This is a genomic window from uncultured Jannaschia sp. (assembly GCF_947494025.1).
In the GTDB taxonomy this organism is placed as follows: Bacteria; Pseudomonadota; Alphaproteobacteria; order Rhodobacterales; family Rhodobacteraceae; genus Jannaschia.
This window is the reverse complement of record NZ_CANLTQ010000004.1, coordinates 145803-162026: the sequence shown is the minus strand read 5'-3', so window position 1 is coordinate 162026 and position 16224 is coordinate 145803. Positions and strand designations below refer to the sequence as shown.

Genomic DNA, 16224 nt, shown 5'->3' with positions numbered 1-16224 from the left:
GTTACGGAACGTCGCTAGACCATTCGCGTTCCGATTTGCCAGACACATTCTGTTACACCGCCGCTGCAATCGCCGGAGGTTTCGTGACCCCCGGGAGGCGCTGGCCGTGCGCGGACAGGAATGCTAGGGGCGTGCGGCCCCGACCGGGCGACGCGGAGGACCGATGACGCAGGCGTTTCAGTTCGACTTGTGCGCGACCGACGGCGCGGCGCGCACCGGCGTGATCTCCACCCCGCGCGGGCGGATCCGCACCCCGGCCTTCATGCCGGTTGGCACGGCCGGCACGGTAAAGGCGATGCTGCCCGAACAGGTCGCCGAGACCGGCGCGGACATCCTGCTGGGCAACACCTACCACCTGATGCTGCGCCCCACGGCGGAGCGGGTGGACCGGATGGGCGGGCTCCACCGGTTCATGAACTGGGACGGGCCGATCCTGACCGATTCCGGGGGGTTCCAGGTCATGTCGCTAGGCGAGCTGCGCAAGCTCGACACCGGCGGGGTGACGTTCCGCAGCCATATCGACGGCTCCCGTCACCGCCTGACGCCGGAGCGCAGCATGGAGATCCAGCGGTTGCTCGGCTCCGACATCGTGATGTGCTTCGACGAATGCCCGGCGCTGCCGGCGGAGCGCGAGCGGATCGCCGCCTCGATGCGCCTGTCCATGGATTGGGCGGCGCGGTCGCGCGCGGCGTTCGGGGACCGGCCGGGCCACGCGCTCTTCGGCATCCAGCAGGGCGGTCTCGAGCCGGATCTCCGGGCCGAAAGCGCCGAGCGGCTGCAGGCCATCGGCTTCGAGGGCTATGCGATCGGCGGCCTCGCCGTGGGGGAGGGGCAGGCCGCGATGTTCGACGTCCTCGACTACGCGCCGGGCCAACTGCCCGCCGACCGGCCGCGCTACCTGATGGGCGTGGGCAAGCCCGACGACATCGTCGGCGCCGTGGCACGGGGCGTCGACATGATGGACTGCGTCCTTCCCACGCGGTCGGGTCGAACCGGGCAGGCCTTCACCCGGCACGGCGTCGTCAATATCCGCAACGCCCGCCACGCGGACGACCCGCGCCCCCTCGACGAGGCCTGCACCTGCCCAGCCTGCCGCGGCTACTCGCGGGCCTACCTGCACCATGTCAGCCGCGCCAAGGAGATGATCGCCTCCATGCTGATGACCTGGCACAACCTCCATTACTATCAGGAGCTGATGGCCGGCATGCGCGCGGCCATCGCGGCAGGGTCGTTCGAAGCATGGCAAAGCGCATTCCATGCCGCTCGTATCGAGGGTGATATCGAACCCCTCTGACCGCTGAATACGCCACGATGCATGCGGCGCGGCAGGGGGGCGCGGCCTTGCGGAGGTCGGCGTATGGGGCCAAGGTCGAAGGCAGGGCGGGAACGCGGCCCGCGCATTGAACAGGCCACGTCGCGGCCCCACATCGGGTGTCGATGACGGAAGACCTCACACGCTGCCGGGTCGGGGCCGAGGTCTTTGCGAAAGGACAGTGAGACATGACCACATCCACCCATCCCGTGCTGCCGCTGCGTGACATCGTGGTGTTTCCGCACATGATCGTGCCGCTCTTCGTGGGGCGCGACAAGTCGGTCCGCGCCCTCGAGGAGGTGATGGCGGACGACAAGCAGATCCTGCTTTCCAGCCAGATCGACCCCGCCGTCGACGAGCCCGATGCCGATGGCATCTACCGCGTCGGCGTGCTTGCGAACGTGTTGCAACTGTTGAAGCTGCCTGATGGGACCGTGAAGGTCTTGGTCGAGGGACGTTCGCGCGTAAGGATCGCCCGCTTCCTCGACAACGCGTCGTTCTTCGAGGCCGAGGCGGAGGCGCTGGAGGAAGCCACCGGCGACGAGGCGACGGTCGACGCGCTCGTGAAGGCCGTGGCCGAGGAGTTCGCGCGCTACGCGAAGATCAAGAAGAACATCCCCGAGGAAGCGCTCGGCTCCGTCGCGGAGGCGCGCGATCCGGCGAAGCTCGTCGATCTCGTTTCCGGGCATCTCGGCGTGGAGGTCGCGCAGAAGCAGGAGCTTCTGGAGATCCTCACCGTGTCCGAGCGTCTGGAGAAGGTCTACGGCCTGATGCAGGGCGAGATGTCGGTCCTGCAGGTGGAGAAGCGCATCAAGTCCCGCGTGAAATCCCAGATGGAGCGGACGCAGCGCGAGTACTACCTCAACGAGCAGATGAAGGCGATCCAGAAGGAGCTGGGCGACGGCGAGGACGGACAGTCCGAGGTGGCCGAGCTCGAGCGGCGGATCGAGGAGACGAAGCTCTCCAAGGAAGCGCGCGACAAGGCCGAGGGCGAGCTCAAGAAGCTCAAGAACATGAGCCCGATGTCGGCCGAGGCGACGGTGGTGCGCAACTACCTCGACTGGATCCTGTCGATCCCGTGGGGCACGAAGTCCCGCACCAAGAAGGACATCCTCAAGGCGCAGGACGTTCTCGACCAGGACCATTACGGTCTCGACAAGGTCAAGGAGCGGATCGTCGAATACCTCGCCGTGCAGGCGCGTTCGGCCAAGCTGAAGGGGCCGATCCTCTGCCTCGTCGGCCCTCCGGGCGTGGGCAAGACATCGCTCGGCAAGTCGGTCGCCAAGGCCACGGGGCGCGAGTTCATCCGCATCTCGCTCGGCGGCGTGCGCGACGAGAGCGAGATCCGCGGCCATCGGCGGACCTATATCGGCTCCATGCCCGGCAAGATCATCCAGGCGCTGAAGAAGGCCAAGACGACGAACCCGCTCATCCTGCTCGACGAGATCGACAAGATGGGCCAGGACTTCCGGGGCGACCCGGCCTCCGCCATGCTCGAGGTGCTGGACCCGGAGCAGAACTCGACCTTCGTGGACCACTATCTCGAAGTGGAATACGACCTGTCGAACGTGATGTTCCTGACGACGGCGAACTCCTACAACATGCCGTCGCCGCTTCTGGACCGGATGGAGATCATCTCGCTCGCGGGCTATACCGAGGAGGAGAAGGTCGAGATCGCCAAGCAGCACCTGCTGTCGAAGCAGGTGAAGAACCACGGCCTCCGCAAGAGCGAGTTCCAGGTGACCGACGACGCGCTCACGGAGATGGTGCGCACCTATACCCGCGAGGCGGGCGTGCGGAACCTCGAGCGCGAGATCGCGAAGCTGGCGCGGAAGGCGGTCACGCGGATCGTCGGCAAGAAGGACACGTCGATCCGGGTCGACGCCGACAACCTCGACGACTTCCTCGGCGTGAAGAAATACCGCTACGGCCTGGCCGAAGCGGAGGACCAGATCGGCGTGGTGACCGGACTCGCCTACACCTCAGTTGGCGGCGACCTTCTCCAGATCGAGGCGCTGCGCCTGCCGGGCAAGGGCCGGATGAAGACCACCGGCAAGCTCGGCGACGTGATGAAGGAGTCGATCGACGCGGCCTCGAGCTACGTGCGCTCCATCGCGCCGCAGATCGGGGTGAAGCCGCCGCGCTTCGACACGATGGACATCCACGTCCACGTGCCGGACGGGGCGACGCCGAAGGACGGGCCGTCGGCCGGTCTGGCGATGGTGACCTCCATCGTCTCCACGCTGACGCAGATCCCCGTGCGGCGCGACATCGCGATGACGGGCGAGGTCTCGCTTCGCGGCAACGCGATGCCCATCGGCGGGCTGAAGGAGAAGCTCCTGGCGGCGCTTCGGGGCGGCATCAAGACGGTGCTGATCCCCGAGGAGAACGAGAAGGACCTGGCCGAGCTGCCCGACAGCGTGAAGGAGGGGCTGAAGATCGTCCCGGTCAAGCACGTCTCCGAAGTGCTCAAGCTGGCCCTTGTGCGCGAGCCGGAGCCCATCGAGTGGGACGAGGCGGCCGAGGAGGCCGCAGCCCTGGCCGCCCGGGCGAACCAGGCCCGCGAGCAGGGCGCGGTCGCCCACTGATCCGGACCTATGACGAAGGAAAGGGCGCCCGCGGGGCGCCCTTTTCGTCTTCGGCGGTCCCGGTCAGTCCAGCGCGGCGAGAAACGCGCGGACGACGCCGGCGGAATTGTCGGCCGCGAGCGACAGGAACGTGCCCATCTCGTTCGCGCCCTCGCCCCCGCCGGCCAGATCGGAGAGCGAGCGGAAGGCGATGAACGGCACTTCGTTGGCATAGGCGACCTGCGCGACCGCGGCGCTTTCCATGTCGAGCACCTGCGCGTCGAACGTCGCGAAGGCCCATTCGCGCACCTCCGCATTGTCCACGAAGGCCGCGCCCGACACGCCGTTGCCGCCGGTCACGATCTGGGGCGGTCGGCTCAGGCAGGTGCCTTCGGCGTTGCAGGCGGGAAGCTCGACCTCGAGCGCCCCCGCCGTGGCGAGGAGGTCGGGATCGGCGGCGTACCAGAACTTCTCCTCCGGCGTCTCCATCCGTGCCGATTGCACCGCTTCCGTCCGCGTATGGATCATTCCGAACGGCGCGAAGTCGGAGTTCATCCAGGGCGGGATCGCGTAGCCGTCCGACGTCTCCCGTGCGAGGATCGCGTTCAGGTAGCCGCCCCATTGCGCCGGCACGACCACGTCGCCGATCCCGAGCGACGGATCGACTCCGCCCGCGATGCCCGAAAAGACGATGGCGCGGATATCGAAATGATCGAGTGCGAGCTGCGTCGTCATCGCCGCATTGACCATGCTGATGCCCGACAGGAACAGCACGACCTCCTGTCCCTCGAGCGTGCCGCTGACAAAGCGGTTGCCGTTGATCGTGCGCGTTTCGGGCGTCTCGATCGCGTCCTGCAGGGCGATCCACTCGGGCTCGAACGCCGACATGACGGCGATGCGGTCGGCCAGGGCCGCCTCCGGGAGTGCGAGGAAAAGGGCGACGGCGATCGGTCTGGCGGGCATGCGGGCCTCCTTTGGACGGTGGCGCATGTTTGCCCGATGGACGAGCCGCCGCAAGCGTCGCAAGATCGGTCTTGAACCCGATCCGCGCCTTGTCTAGATGCCGGGCGAAGGTCGGGTGATTAGCTCAGTGGTAGAGCGCTTCGTTCACATCGAAGATGTCGGGGGTTCAAATCCCTCATCACCCACCATTTCTCCTTTTTCGGGATAGCGATGCCGCCACTGCTGATCCTTCGGCACGGCGAGACGGTGTGGAACCGCGAGGGGCGCCTTCAGGGTGGTCGCGACAGCGAGCTCACCGCGCTCGGCCGTATCCAGGCCGCGCGACAGGGGGCGATCCTTCGGGCATACGGTGTCGTGGGGCTTCCCGCGTTTGCCAGCCCCGCGCGCCGGGCCCGGATGTCCGCCATGCTCGCCGGTCTCGCCGCGACGTCCAAGGTCGCCGTGTCCGAGATCGGGCTGGGAGAGTGGGAAGGCCGGAGCCTGGCGGAGATCGCGCCGCCCCCGGGCGTGACCTGGAAGTTCGCCGCGCCGGGCGGGGAAACGCGCGGCGCGCTTCTGGCACGCCTTGCCGGGTTCCTGCGGACGCTCGACGGCCCGACGATCGTCGTGACCCATGGCGTCGTCTCGATCGGCCTCCGGGCCATGCTTCTGGGGGCGTCGGACTGGGACATGCTCACCGATCCGCAGGGCGTCGTCCACCGTGTCGCGGAGGGGCGCGAGACGATCCTCGCGTGACTTGATGCGGCGGTCGCTTCGCGCTACTCCCGGCCGGGCGGGTGGTTAGCTCAGTTGGTAGAGCGTCTCGTTTACACCGAGGATGTCGGGGGTTCGAGCCCCTCACCACCCACCATCGCTCCCGATCCTTTTCATGCGCCGGGGCGGTTCCGAGAGGTCGCCAAATCGGCGATTGTTTTCAGCCATTGCGGCTTGACGCCCCTCGGGGCCTCCCATACACCGCGCCAAGTCCGGGCGACCGGACGACGAGATGCGCGGTTGTAGCTCAGTTGGTTAGAGTACCGGCCTGTCACGCCGGGGGTCGCGGGTTCGAGCCCCGTCAACCGCGCCACTCGTCTTCTGCGACACCGAAACGTCGCATTCCCGCACGGGGCGGATGTCACGAGCCTGATGGATTACGGAAGCGTCGAAGCGACCGCGTAGTGACGCGACCGCGGAGCGGGGATGCGTGCTTTCAGGCCGACAGAGCCGCCCGTGTGGATACGTTCGTCGGATGCCGGTGAGAAAACGTCAGGCGGACCGGTCGAGAGTGGACGCCCGCCCGGCCGGGCATTCCGGGCCATTCTCGTAGCCGGAGCCTGTTTCAGCTCAAAAGCGTTCCAGGGGATCTCTGCGCGAAACCGCATGGCCCCGACAGCGATGCGCCTCGAATGTGAAGCCCCGGCCCGGGACCGAAGCTTCCGATGCGGAGGCCGATTCGTCAGCGTTGCGTCGGCCCGATCATCATGACCATTTGCCGGCCTTCCATCTTCGGAAAGTTCTCGACCTTGCCGACTTCCTCGGTATCCTTGGCGACTCGTTCGAGCAGCTCGCGACCGAGGTTCTGGTGCGCCATCTCGCGACCGCGGAAGCGCAACGTGACCTTCACCTTGTCGCCGGATTCGAGGAAGCGAAACACGTTGCGCATCTTGACGTCGTAATCGTGCGTGTCGGTGTTGGGGCGGAACTTCACCTCCTTCACCTCGATCGTCTTCTGCTTCTTGCGCGCCTCGGATTCCTTCTTCTGGTTCTCGTACTTGAACTTGCCGAAATCCATGATCTTGCAGACGGGCGGGGTCGCGTTCGGGCTGATCTCGACGAGGTCGAGCCCGGCATCCTCCGCCATCTGACGGGCGCGGGAAGGGCTGACGACCCCGACATTCTCGCCTTCTGCGCCGATCAGGCGGATCTCGACGGCGCGAATGCGGTCATTGATGCGGGGGCCTGTGTCGCGCTGCGGAGGCGCGTTGTGTGGTCTGCGGGCGATGGTCGTAGTCCTTTCAGGGACGTTGTTGATAAGGATTCGACATAGCTTTGGATGCGCTTTTCTTCAAGACGGCAACGCGGACCCCGCCGATGGACGGACAGGGAACAAGGTCGCCGGTGAGGGATTGAGCCATGCAAGGCCGTCCGCCGTCTTGGGCGGTCCACATCGCATGGGAGTTTCGTTATGTCGCGCAACGTAATCGTCGGGCTGGCCGTCCTGGTGGTCGCTGTCCTGGCCTGGATCGTCATCACTCGAACCGACGACGTCGTCGAGACGCCGGACGCCGTCATCGCCGAAGAGGGCATTCCGGCGGCCGATTTGGACGTCGCCGAGGACGAGGAGACCGAGATCGTCATCGAGGGCGATGCGGAATTCGTCGAAGGGGGCGCCGAAGCGGAACCCACCGTCGAGGAGGCCATCGCCGATACGGCCGAGGCGGAGCCGGCGAACGAGATGCCGGACACCGCCGAAGAGGCCGAGGCGGCCGCGGACGCGAATGGCGGCGAAGATGTCGTCGCGGAAGACGCGGCCGAGGCTGAGGCGGTCGATGCGGAGGCCGGCACGTCAGCCCCTGCCGCCGATACCGGAACGGACGCGGCCGCGACCGACGACGAATCCGCCGCCGACGGGACGGACGCGGATGCGACGACGGGAACGGACGGGAGCGCTACGAACGGGGCGGCCGCGACGGACGACGCCGACACCACGGAAGCCGACGCTACGGAAACCGATACGGTCGATCCGAACGTGGAGGCCGTTGACGAGCAAACCGCCAACGCGACGGAGGACGCGATCGAAACGGCCGCCGCGGCGGAAACCGATCTCGATACGCTGCTGACGCCGGAAGGCTTCAACGCCGAGGACCTGATCGTGGTCGTCGACCAGTCCGATCTGAGCGATGCCGACAAAGCCAGTCTGCGGACGGAGATCGAGAACGCGGAAGATGACCGCGATCTCGTGCCGGGCGTCATCGACGAGCTGCGCACCCGTCTCGACGTCGAGTGACGCCGCTTTCGTGAACGAGAAAAGGCCGCGCGGCATTTCCCGCGCGGCCTTTTCCGTTTCCGGCTTCCGCCGCCCTCAGTCGACGAAGGCCTTCTCGATCACGTAATGCTTCGGATCGGAATTCGCGCCTTCCTCGAGCCCGAACCCTTCGAGCACTTCCTTCATTTCGTGGTTGAAGGCCAGAGAGCCGCAGACCATCGCGCGGTCGGTCCCGGGCGAGATGCCGTCGATGCCCAGATCGGCCAGTGCCGAGCCGTCGCGCAGCCGTTCCGTGATCCGCCCGACCGTGGGGGACGCTTCGCGCGTCGTCGTGGGATAGTACTTGAGCTTGTCGCCGATCAGCTCGCCGATCAGCTCGTCCGCCCGCAGCGCCTCCACCGTCCGACGCCCGTATTCCAGATCCGCGACGTTGCGGCAGGTATGGGTGACGATCACCTCGTCGTAGTTCTCCCACGTTTCCGGCTCGCGCAGGAGCGAGGCGAAGGGGGCGAACCCGGTGCCGGTGGAGAAGAACCACAGCCGATTTCCTGGCAGCAGGGCGTCGTGGACCAGCGTTCCGACCGGTTTGGGGCGCAGGATGATCTGGTCACCGGGCTTCACGTGCTGGAGGCGGGAGGTGAGCGGGCCGTCCTGCACCTTGATCGAATAGAACTCCAGCTCGTCGTCCCAGGCGGGGGAGGCGATGGAATAGGCCCGCAGGATCGGCTTGGCGCGTCCCGTCCTGGGGTCCGGATCGCCCATCAGGCCGATCATGACGAATTCGCCCGAGCGGAAGCGCAGCGAAGCGGGCCGCGTCACGCGAAAGGAGAAAAGCTCGTCCGTCCAATGCGTCACCTTCGTAACGGTCTGGGCATCGGGCAGGACGGGCGTGGCTTGGGCAGGGGTCTGGGTCATCTCGTTCATAACGTCTCATGCGGCGGATGCCGCACCTTTCGTTCGAATTGTTGCAGGGGTCTAGGCCGACTCGAGGTCGGGCCGGCGGCCGAGGCGCCGCTGATAATCGTGCGCGCGCCAGTCGGCCCGCGCGAGCCATTCCGCCTCGGGCTGTCGGGCAGCGAGGTCGTCGCCGATCTCGACCTCGTCGAAACCGCTGCGCCGGGCCATGGCGTACTGGTCCGCGATCACGTGTCCCGCGGCGCGCAGGCGGCCGGCGAAACCCGCCCGGCGGAGGGTCCGGGCGATCGTGAAGCCGCGTCCGTCCGAGAAGCTCGGGAAGGCGACGCGGATCGCGGCGATCTCCGACAGGCGCGCGAGAACCGGGTCGAGATCGGTATCGGACGCGAGGTCGACGCCGAACGGGCCGCCGGCGGGCATCTCCTCGGGCGTGGCGAAGCGCATATCCAGATCGTCCGGCGCGAAGCCGGTATCGGTCACGATGGGCATGGTCGTCTCCTCAGCGGTTCGCGGGCCAGAAGCGCCCCCCGGCGTAATGGATGCCGCATTCGGTCTTCTCGTGACCGCGCCACCGTCCGGCGCGGGGATCCTCGCCCGGCGCGACCTTGGTGGTGCAGGGCGCGCAGCCGAGCGACGCGTAGCCCTGCGCGACCAGCGGGTGCCGCGGCAGGTCGTGGGCGTCCATGTAGGCCGACACGTCCTCCCGGCTCCACCGTGCGAGCGGGTTCACCTTGAGCTTGCCCGCATCGACCTCGAAGAGATCGAGCGCGGTGCGATCCGTGTTCTGGTGACGTTTGCGGCCCGTGATCCAACCCTCGAAAGGTTGCAACGCCAGTTCGAGCGGCTTCACCTTGCGCAGCGCGCAGCAGGTCTCCGGATCGCGCACGTGGAGGTCGCCGTCCGGATCGTGCAGGAACAGATCTGCGTTGTCCGGTCGGATCACCCGGACATCGCTCAGCCCGAGCGTCTCCGCGACCTGCTGCTGGTAGCGCAGGGTTTCCGGAAACAGCATGCCCGTTTCGAGGAACAGGACCGGCGTGGCGGCGTCCACCTGCGCGACGAGGTGCAGCAGGACGACCGATTCCGCCCCGAACGACGAAACGAGGGCCAGGTCGCCGATCCGGGCGTCGCGCAGCGTGCGGTCGAGGACCGCCTCGGCGGAAGCCTCCGCCAGCTCCGTATTGAGTTTCGCGGCGCGCGCGGCGAGCAGGGCATGGGCGTCAAGCGGCATCGCGCTTCTCCTCGGGATAAAGGGCGGCTTTGAATGGAGCAGGACCCAGACGGCGATAGGCGTCGAGGAAGGTTTCCCCGGCATCTTCCCTGACGTCGAGGTAAGCGAGGACCAGACGCTCGACCGCCGGCACGATCTCGTCGTAGGCGAAGCCCGGCCCGGCGCGCTCGCCGATCGCGGCACGCTCCGTCCCGTCGCCGCCCAGCGTGATCTGGTAGTTCTCGACGCCGGCGCGGTCGAGACCGAGAATGCCGATATGGCCGACATGGTGATGCCCGCAAGCATTGATGCAGCCGGAGATCTTGATCTTCAGCGCGCCGATGTCGTGCTCGATCCCCATCTCGTCGATCCGCATGGCGATCTGTTGGGCGACGGGGATCGACCGTGCCGTGGCCAGAGCGCAGTAATCCATGCCGGGGCAGGCGATGATGTCGCTCGCCAGCCCGACATTGGCGGTTCCGAGCCCGACGGCCCCGAGCGCCGCATGGAGCGCTGCGAGGTCGCCCCGCCGGACATGCGGCAGGATCACGTTCTGCTCATGGCTGATGCGCAGCTCACCGTAGGCGTAGCGTTCGGCCAGATCGGCCATCACCCGCATCTGCTCGGCGCTCGCATCGCCGGGCGTGCGCCCGTGAGCCTTGAGCGAGATCGTGACGATGGCGTGATCGTCGCGCTTGTGCGGCGTCACGTTGGTGTCGACGAAGCTGCGGAGCACGGGGTCCGACAGATCGATCTCGGTCGGCCCGTTCAGAAAGGACGGCAGCGCGAACTGCGCCTTGATCCGGTCGAGCGCGGCCATCGCCGTGTCGTCGAAGAGGGGGCGCAGCTCGGCGAAGCTTGCCTCGATCTGACGGCGCATCTCGTCGATGCCGGTCTCGTGCACGGTGATCTTGATGCGCGCCTTGTACTTGTTGTCCCGGCGGCCGAGCCGGTTGTAGACCGACACGATCGCCTCGCAATAAGGCAGCAGGTCCGCCACGGGGAGGAAATCCCGTACCGTCTTGCCGATCATCGGCGTCCGGCCGAGCCCGCCGCCGATCAGCACCTCGAAGCCGATCTCGCCGTTCCGTTCCCTCAGTACCAGCCCGATGTCGTGGGCACGGGTGACGGCGCGGTCGTTCGGCGCGCCGGTGACGGCGATCTTGAACTTGCGCGGCAGGAACTGGAACTCCGGATGGTCGGTCGACCATTGCCGGAGCAGCTCCGCATAGGGGCGCGGATCGGCGACCTCGTCCCGCGCGGCGCCGGCGAAATGGTCCGCCGTCACGTTGCGGATCGTGTTGCCGCTCGTCTGGATGGCGTGCATGCCGACATCGCCCAGCCGGTCGAGCATGTCGGGAATGTCGACGAGCTTCGGCCAGTTGTACTGGATGTTCTGTCGCGTGGTGAAATGGCCGTAGCCCTTGTCCCAACGCTCCGCGAGCTCCGCCAGCACACGCATTTGCGGCGTGGAGATCGTGCCGTAGGGGATCGCCACGCGCAGCATGTAGGCATGCAGTTGCAGGTAGACGCCGTTCATCAGGCGCAGCGGCTTGAACTCCTCCTCGGTCAACGAGCCGTCGAGGCGACGCTCCACCTGGGCGCGGAACTGCGCGTTGCGCTCCGCCACGAAGGCGCGGTCGAAATCGTCGTAATGATACATGTCAGGCCCCCGCCTGCTTGCCGTGCGGATAGTTCGAGGGGCCGGTCGCCCGGAACCCCTCGCGGAAATGGACGGGCTCGGGTCCGTTCGGTCCGGCCTTCATGTCGGTCAGATAGGCGCCGACGACGCGGCTGGACTGCGCCTCGGCGAAGGCCAGCCGATCCGCGGCGCGGGCCTCGTGCTCGATAAGCTCGGCCCGGTGCAGGTCGGCGACCCATGCGTCGGTCGCATCGAGATAGACCACGTCACCTTCGCGCAGAAGGTTGGCGGTGAGGACCTTGGGGGTGAAGGGACGGCGGCTCATAGCGCGATCTCCCGGCTGGCGATGGCTTGGGCGGCGGCGCGCGGGGCAAGGCCGAGGAGAAGAACAGCGGGTCCCTCGAGATCGGCAAGCGCGTCGGGCAGGGTGGCGAGCGTGGCGGCGCGGACCTCCTGGTCGGGACGGCTCGCGTTCTCGACGATGGTGACCGGCGCGGCGGGCGCCGCTCCGTGCATCAGCAGACGACCCTGCATCCAGCGGGCGGCCCGCTTGCCCATGTAGATGGCCGCGACCGCGCCCGGTTCGGCCAGCGTGCGCCAGTCCTGATCGGCGAAGCCCTTCACGTCGTGTCCCGTCAGCAGGCGCACCGAGCCGTTGCGCCCGCGCTTCGTCAGGCTCTGTCCGATCCCGGCCACGGCGGCGGAGGCGGCGGTGATGCCCGGAACGATCGACCAGGACAGGCTTGCGGCGTCCAGAGCCTCGATCTCCTCGTCGAGCCGACCGAACACGGTCGGATCGCCGGATTTGAGCCGTACGACGTGATGGCCCTTCAGTCCGTGGTTCACCATCATCGCATTGATGTCGTCTTGGGCGGTGGACGGGCCGAACCCCTCCTTGCCGGCCTCGATAAGCGTCGCCTCCCGGCGCGCGAGCTCCAGGATCGCGGGCGCGACCAGCCGGTCGTGGATCACCACGTCGGCCCGGTCGAGCGCGTTGCGCGCCTTCAGCGTCAGCAGTTCCGGATCGCCCGGGCCCGCGCCGACGAGATCGACATGCCCGGAGCGCGCCTCGGCCGACAGATGGTCGTCGAGGAGCGTGTCCAGGGCCTCTCGCACGGCCTCCTCACCCGCTTCCGCGGCGCGGGGGCCGGCCTCGGCGTAGTATTCGGTCCAGAACCGGCGGCGCGGCGCGCCGAAGGGCAGGGCGTCGGCGGCCTTGCGGAACGTCTTGCCGATCCGCGCGAGCAGACCCAGCCGCGCCGGAAGCGACGCTTCCAGATCGGCCTTGATGCTGCGCGCAAGGACGGGGGCCGCGCCCTCTGTCCCGATGGCGACGACCACCGGATCGCGATCGACGATCGCGGGGGTGATGAATTGCGACAGTTCTAGGTTGTCGACGATGTTGACGAGAGCGCCGTCCGCGCGCGCGAGCTTGAGCGTCCGTGCGTCGAGCGCATCGTCCTCATGCGCGCCGTAGGCCACGACGCAGCACGTCGCGTCTCCGGGCTCCAGCCTGCGACGGATGAGCGACAGCTTGCCCTCCGCGGCCCAGCTCTCGATCTCCGGCGCGGGATCCTCGGCGACCACGGTGATGCGCGCCGTCGTCTTGAAAAGCAGGCGCAGCTTCGCCACAGCCGCGTCGCCACCGCCGGCGACCAGCACGCGCCGCCCTTCGAGCGCGAGGAAAACGGGGAAGTGATTCATTGCATCGGCTCCATCCGGATGACCCGATATATAGAACATCGTTCTGGCTTCGACACAGGGGGTGGGGTAGAAGAGGAACGTTCGCCCCGCCGTGCGGCGACTTTCGCTAACGATGTTCCGCTGTGTGAGGGGAAACGGAATGGCCGCCCGATTGGACGAGCTCGACAGAAAGATCCTCCGCGCCCTCCAGGCGGATGCCGGGCAATCCCTCGACGAGATCGCCCGTCAGGTCGGCTCCTCCAAGACGCCGGTCTGGAATCGCATCCGCAAGATGCGGGAGGCGGGGGTGATGGGGCCATCCACCGTGCTGGTCAACCCGGAGGCGCTCGGCCTCAACACTTGCTTCTTCGTCCTCATCCGGACCTCGGAGCACGAGGCCGGATGGCAGCAGCGCTTCCTTACCGCGCTCCGCGCCCGTCCGGAGGTGCAGGAGGCGCATCGGCTCGCGGGCGAGATCGACTACATCCTCAAGGTTCGCGTCGCCGATGCCCGCGCCTACGACGCCTTTTACCAGGCGCTGATCTCGGAAGTGCGTGTGTTCAACGTCACCGCGCTCATTTCGATGGAGGAGATCAAGTCGGAGACGGCGCTGCCGACCTAGGGCGCGCGCGGCGTCGTGAAGTCGAGGCAGCGTCCCGGCAGGCCGTCGGCCAGATCGATCACGGTGCAGGCGCCGGTCGGATAGCGGAGGAAGTCCGGATGGGACGGCGGCGTTGCGCATGCGTCGGCCGCTGCGGTGCCGATGCCCGGATTGTGCCCGACGACGAGCACGCATTCCGCGTTCTGGCCTGTCGCGATCTCGAGGATCGTTGCGGCCTCGGCCTCGTAAAGGTCGGCGCGGAACTCGGTCGCGGTTTCAGGCAGGTCGAGGCTGGAAAGCGTTTGCCGCGTGCGCAGGGCGTCGGAGCACAGGACGAGGTCGGGCAGGTAGTGCCGGGATTTCAGCCAGGATCCGATCTTCTCCGCGGCGGCGCGGCCTCGCTCGTTCAGGGGGCGGTCGCGACCGTCCTTTGCGGGATCGGACCAGTCGGACTTCGCGTGTCGCAGGAGAATCAGTTTCATCTGGCCGGGCTCGCCTCGCATGGGGATCGCGTCATCCTAGTTCGACAAGGCCTGCGCGGTCGAGTGGTCACGTCACGCGACAGCCGGACCTTACCCGCCGGTATGGCTCATGTGCCGCGTGACTTGGCCTTCGACAGCCTGACGCGAATAGTCGAAATCATGGCCTTTCGGCTTGCGCGCGATGGCCCGGCGGATCGCATCCTCAAGGGGCGCGTCCGCCTCCGACATGCGCAAGGGGGCCCGGAGGTCCGCCATGTCCTCCTGACCCAGACACATGTAGAGTTCGCCGGTGCAGGTCACGCGGACGCGGTTGCAGCTTTCGCAAAAATTATGCGTGAGCGGCGTGATGAAGCCGATCTGCTGCCCCGTCTCCTCGATCCGCACGTAACGGGCGGGGCCGCCCGTGCGGTGCGAGAGTTCGGTCAGGGTGTAGCGTTCCGCCAGACGCGCGCGGAGGTCCTTCAGTGGCCAGTACTGGTCCAGCCGCTGCACCTCGCCCATGTCGCCCATCGGCATGACCTCGATGAAGGTCAGATCCATTTCCTCCGCCGCGCACCAGGCAAGAAGGTCGAAAAGCTCCGCCTCGTTGAAGCCCTTCAGTGCGACCGTGTTGATCTTGATCCGGAGCCCCGCCGCCTGCGCGGCCGCGATGCCGCGCCGGACCTTGTCGAGCGAGCCCCAGCGGGTGATCGCTCGGAATTTCTCGGGATCGAGCGTGTCGAGCGACACGTTGATCCGCCGCACGCCGGCATCCGCCAGCGGCTGCGCGAAGCGCTCGAGCTGGCTTCCGTTCGTGGTCAGCGTAAGTTCGTCGAGCAGGCCGCCCAGATGTCGCGACATGCCCTCGAAGAAGGTCATGATCCCCTTGCGCACCAGCGGCTCGCCACCGGTGATCCGCAGCTTGCGGACCCCCATCCGTACGAAGGCCGAACAAAGGCGGTCCAGCTCCTCGAGCGTCAGAAGCTCTTTTTTGGGCAGGAACGTCATATGCTCCGCCATGCAATAGGTGCAGCGGAAATCGCAGCGATCCGTGACCGACACGCGGAGGTAGTCGATTCTGCGGGCGAAGGGGTCGATGAGGGGCGCGTTCATACCGTGCAACCTAGGCCCGGGGACGGGGGGCAACAAGTGGGGCTGACAGCAGGCGGGGCGGCGCTAGGATGCAGGACGATGCCGCCAATCGGGACCGAAACCATGCGCCTGCTTCCAATCCTGCCCCTCGCCCTCGTGGCCGGGTGCAGCCAGCTTTTCCCCGCCGGGCCACAGGGGGCAGGGGCGCAAGCGGTTCCCGAACCCGCGCCGCAGCGCCGTCCATCGCCGCTGATGCGGGGGCCCTCCACATCAGCCGCGGCGCTGGACACGGTTTCCGACAGCGAAAAGGCCGAAGCGCGTGCGGCCGCGCAGGCAGCGCCCGCGGGCGGGGAACTGGGACAGGTCACCGTCTCCCTCGGCGATCCCACGGATGGGGGCCTTTGGGTCAAGTCCGATCTCGTGGCCGAAGAGGTGCCCGGCACGGTGCGGACCGGCGCGGGCGACGCGATCGCAGTGACGCTCCGCCCGCTCGGCTCGGAGGGCGGCGCGCAGATATCCCTTTCGGCGCTTCAGGCGCTCGGCCTGCCGCTCGCAGGCCTGCATCCGGTCGTGCTGATCCGGCGCTAAAGCCGTTTGCCCCCATCCTGACTTACGGGGAATTCATGCGGGGTCGTTCGTCCGGTTCGCTTTCGATGTAAAGTGGAACATGGGCGCATTCCACGCGAAGGATCGTCGCGAGCGGATCCTCGGCCGCATCGCCGCAGGTCATTCGTGCCGGTCGGACGCGGGAAGCCGGGCTCACCCCCGCCGCATCGGCGCACGCGCCTGCGATCCCCTTCTCCAAGCCCTCGG

At 67.4% G+C, this 16224-nt stretch carries 16 protein-coding genes and 3 tRNA genes; 9 read left to right on the top strand and 10 right to left on the bottom strand.

Annotated features, from left to right (window positions below; genetic code table 11):
* The first annotated feature begins 163 nt into the window (after positions 1-163).
* Both tgt and lon read left to right on the top strand, forming a co-directional pair.
* Positions 164-1294: a tRNA guanosine(34) transglycosylase Tgt gene (gene tgt, locus Q1B08_RS08790; RefSeq protein WP_299817221.1), complete on the top strand. Its 1131-nt coding sequence runs from the start codon at positions 164-166 to the stop codon at positions 1292-1294.
* Positions 1295-1500: 206 nt separating this feature from the next.
* On the top strand, positions 1501-3900 hold the full coding sequence (lon, locus tag Q1B08_RS08785) for an endopeptidase La (RefSeq protein ID WP_299817219.1): 2400 nt from the start codon (positions 1501-1503) through the stop codon (positions 3898-3900).
* Positions 3901-3963: 63 nt separating this feature from the next.
* Here the strand turns inward: lon and Q1B08_RS08780 are convergent, their stop codons facing one another.
* Positions 3964-4842, bottom strand: a complete 879-nt coding sequence (locus tag Q1B08_RS08780; RefSeq protein WP_299817217.1) for a 5'-methylthioadenosine/S-adenosylhomocysteine nucleosidase — start codon at positions 4840-4842, stop codon at positions 3964-3966.
* A gap of 113 nt (positions 4843-4955) precedes the next feature.
* Here Q1B08_RS08780 and Q1B08_RS08775 point away from each other — a divergent pair.
* From Q1B08_RS08775 to Q1B08_RS08760, 4 genes are all read left to right on the top strand, one after another.
* Positions 4956-5030, top strand: a tRNA-Val gene (locus Q1B08_RS08775).
* Between the two features lie 22 nt (positions 5031-5052).
* A complete protein-coding gene (locus tag Q1B08_RS08770) occupies positions 5053-5577 on the top strand; it encodes a histidine phosphatase family protein (protein ID WP_299817216.1) in 525 nt (174 codons plus the stop codon).
* 39 nt (positions 5578-5616) lie between these two features.
* Positions 5617-5692 (top strand) — tRNA-Val (locus Q1B08_RS08765).
* Positions 5693-5831: 139 nt separating this feature from the next.
* Positions 5832-5908: transfer RNA gene (locus Q1B08_RS08760), tRNA-Asp, on the top strand.
* Positions 5909-6277: 369 nt separating this feature from the next.
* Here Q1B08_RS08760 and infC read toward each other — a convergent pair.
* The gene (infC, locus tag Q1B08_RS08755; RefSeq protein ID WP_299817366.1) at positions 6278-6823 is read right to left on the bottom strand and encodes a translation initiation factor IF-3; all 546 of its coding nucleotides are present in this window, start codon (positions 6821-6823) and stop codon (positions 6278-6280) included.
* Positions 6824-7006: 183 nt separating this feature from the next.
* Between infC and Q1B08_RS08750 the strand changes: the two genes are divergently transcribed.
* Positions 7007-7828 carry a hypothetical protein gene (locus Q1B08_RS08750; protein ID WP_299817215.1) on the top strand — a complete coding sequence of 274 codons (822 nt, stop codon included), beginning with the start codon at positions 7007-7009 and terminating at the stop codon, positions 7826-7828.
* Between the two features lie 75 nt (positions 7829-7903).
* Here Q1B08_RS08750 and Q1B08_RS08745 read toward each other — a convergent pair whose 3' ends face one another.
* The 6 genes from Q1B08_RS08745 to cysG are packed head-to-tail and all read right to left on the bottom strand — an operon-like array spanning position 7904 to position 13278.
* Positions 7904-8731, bottom strand: a complete 828-nt coding sequence (locus Q1B08_RS08745) for a ferredoxin--NADP reductase (protein ID WP_299817213.1) — start codon at positions 8729-8731, stop codon at positions 7904-7906.
* A 51-nt stretch (positions 8732-8782) separates the two neighbouring features.
* Positions 8783-9166, bottom strand: coding sequence for a DUF934 domain-containing protein (locus Q1B08_RS08740; protein ID WP_299817364.1), 384 nt, complete (start codon positions 9164-9166; stop codon positions 8783-8785).
* Positions 9167-9221: 55 nt separating this feature from the next.
* Positions 9222-9953, bottom strand: a complete 732-nt coding sequence (locus tag Q1B08_RS08735) for a phosphoadenylyl-sulfate reductase (protein ID WP_299817211.1) — start codon at positions 9951-9953, stop codon at positions 9222-9224.
* Entirely contained in the window at positions 9943-11595 is a 1653-nt protein-coding gene (locus tag Q1B08_RS08730; RefSeq protein WP_299817209.1) for a nitrite/sulfite reductase, read from the bottom strand. The genes Q1B08_RS08735 and Q1B08_RS08730 overlap by 11 nt, the downstream gene beginning before the upstream one ends.
* Before the next feature lies 1 nt (position 11596).
* Positions 11597-11899 (bottom strand): DUF2849 domain-containing protein, encoded by a 303-nt coding sequence (locus Q1B08_RS08725; protein ID WP_299817207.1) that lies wholly within the window; start codon positions 11897-11899, stop codon positions 11597-11599.
* Entirely contained in the window at positions 11896-13278 is a 1383-nt protein-coding gene (gene cysG, locus Q1B08_RS08720) for a siroheme synthase CysG (RefSeq protein ID WP_299817205.1), read from the bottom strand. Before cysG ends, Q1B08_RS08725 begins: the two co-directional genes overlap by 4 nt.
* 139 nt (positions 13279-13417) lie before the next feature.
* Between cysG and Q1B08_RS08715 the strand changes: the two genes are divergently transcribed.
* Positions 13418-13879: an Lrp/AsnC family transcriptional regulator gene (locus tag Q1B08_RS08715; protein WP_299817203.1), complete on the top strand. Its 462-nt coding sequence runs from the start codon at positions 13418-13420 to the stop codon at positions 13877-13879.
* On the opposite strand, the gene Q1B08_RS08710 is transcribed toward Q1B08_RS08715, so the two are convergent.
* Complete coding sequence (locus Q1B08_RS08710) at positions 13876-14340, bottom strand: histidine phosphatase family protein (protein WP_299817201.1); 465 nt, start codon at positions 14338-14340, stop codon at positions 13876-13878. The two genes, Q1B08_RS08715 and Q1B08_RS08710, sit on opposite strands and share 4 nt — an antisense overlap.
* Before the next feature lie 90 nt (positions 14341-14430).
* Positions 14431-15432, bottom strand: a complete 1002-nt coding sequence (gene moaA / locus Q1B08_RS08705) for a GTP 3',8-cyclase MoaA (RefSeq protein ID WP_299817199.1) — start codon at positions 15430-15432, stop codon at positions 14431-14433.
* Between the two features lie 78 nt (positions 15433-15510).
* Between moaA and Q1B08_RS08700 the strand changes: the two genes are divergently transcribed.
* Entirely contained in the window at positions 15511-15999 is a 489-nt protein-coding gene (locus Q1B08_RS08700) for a hypothetical protein (RefSeq protein ID WP_299817197.1), read from the top strand.
* Positions 16000-16224 lie beyond the last annotated feature (225 nt).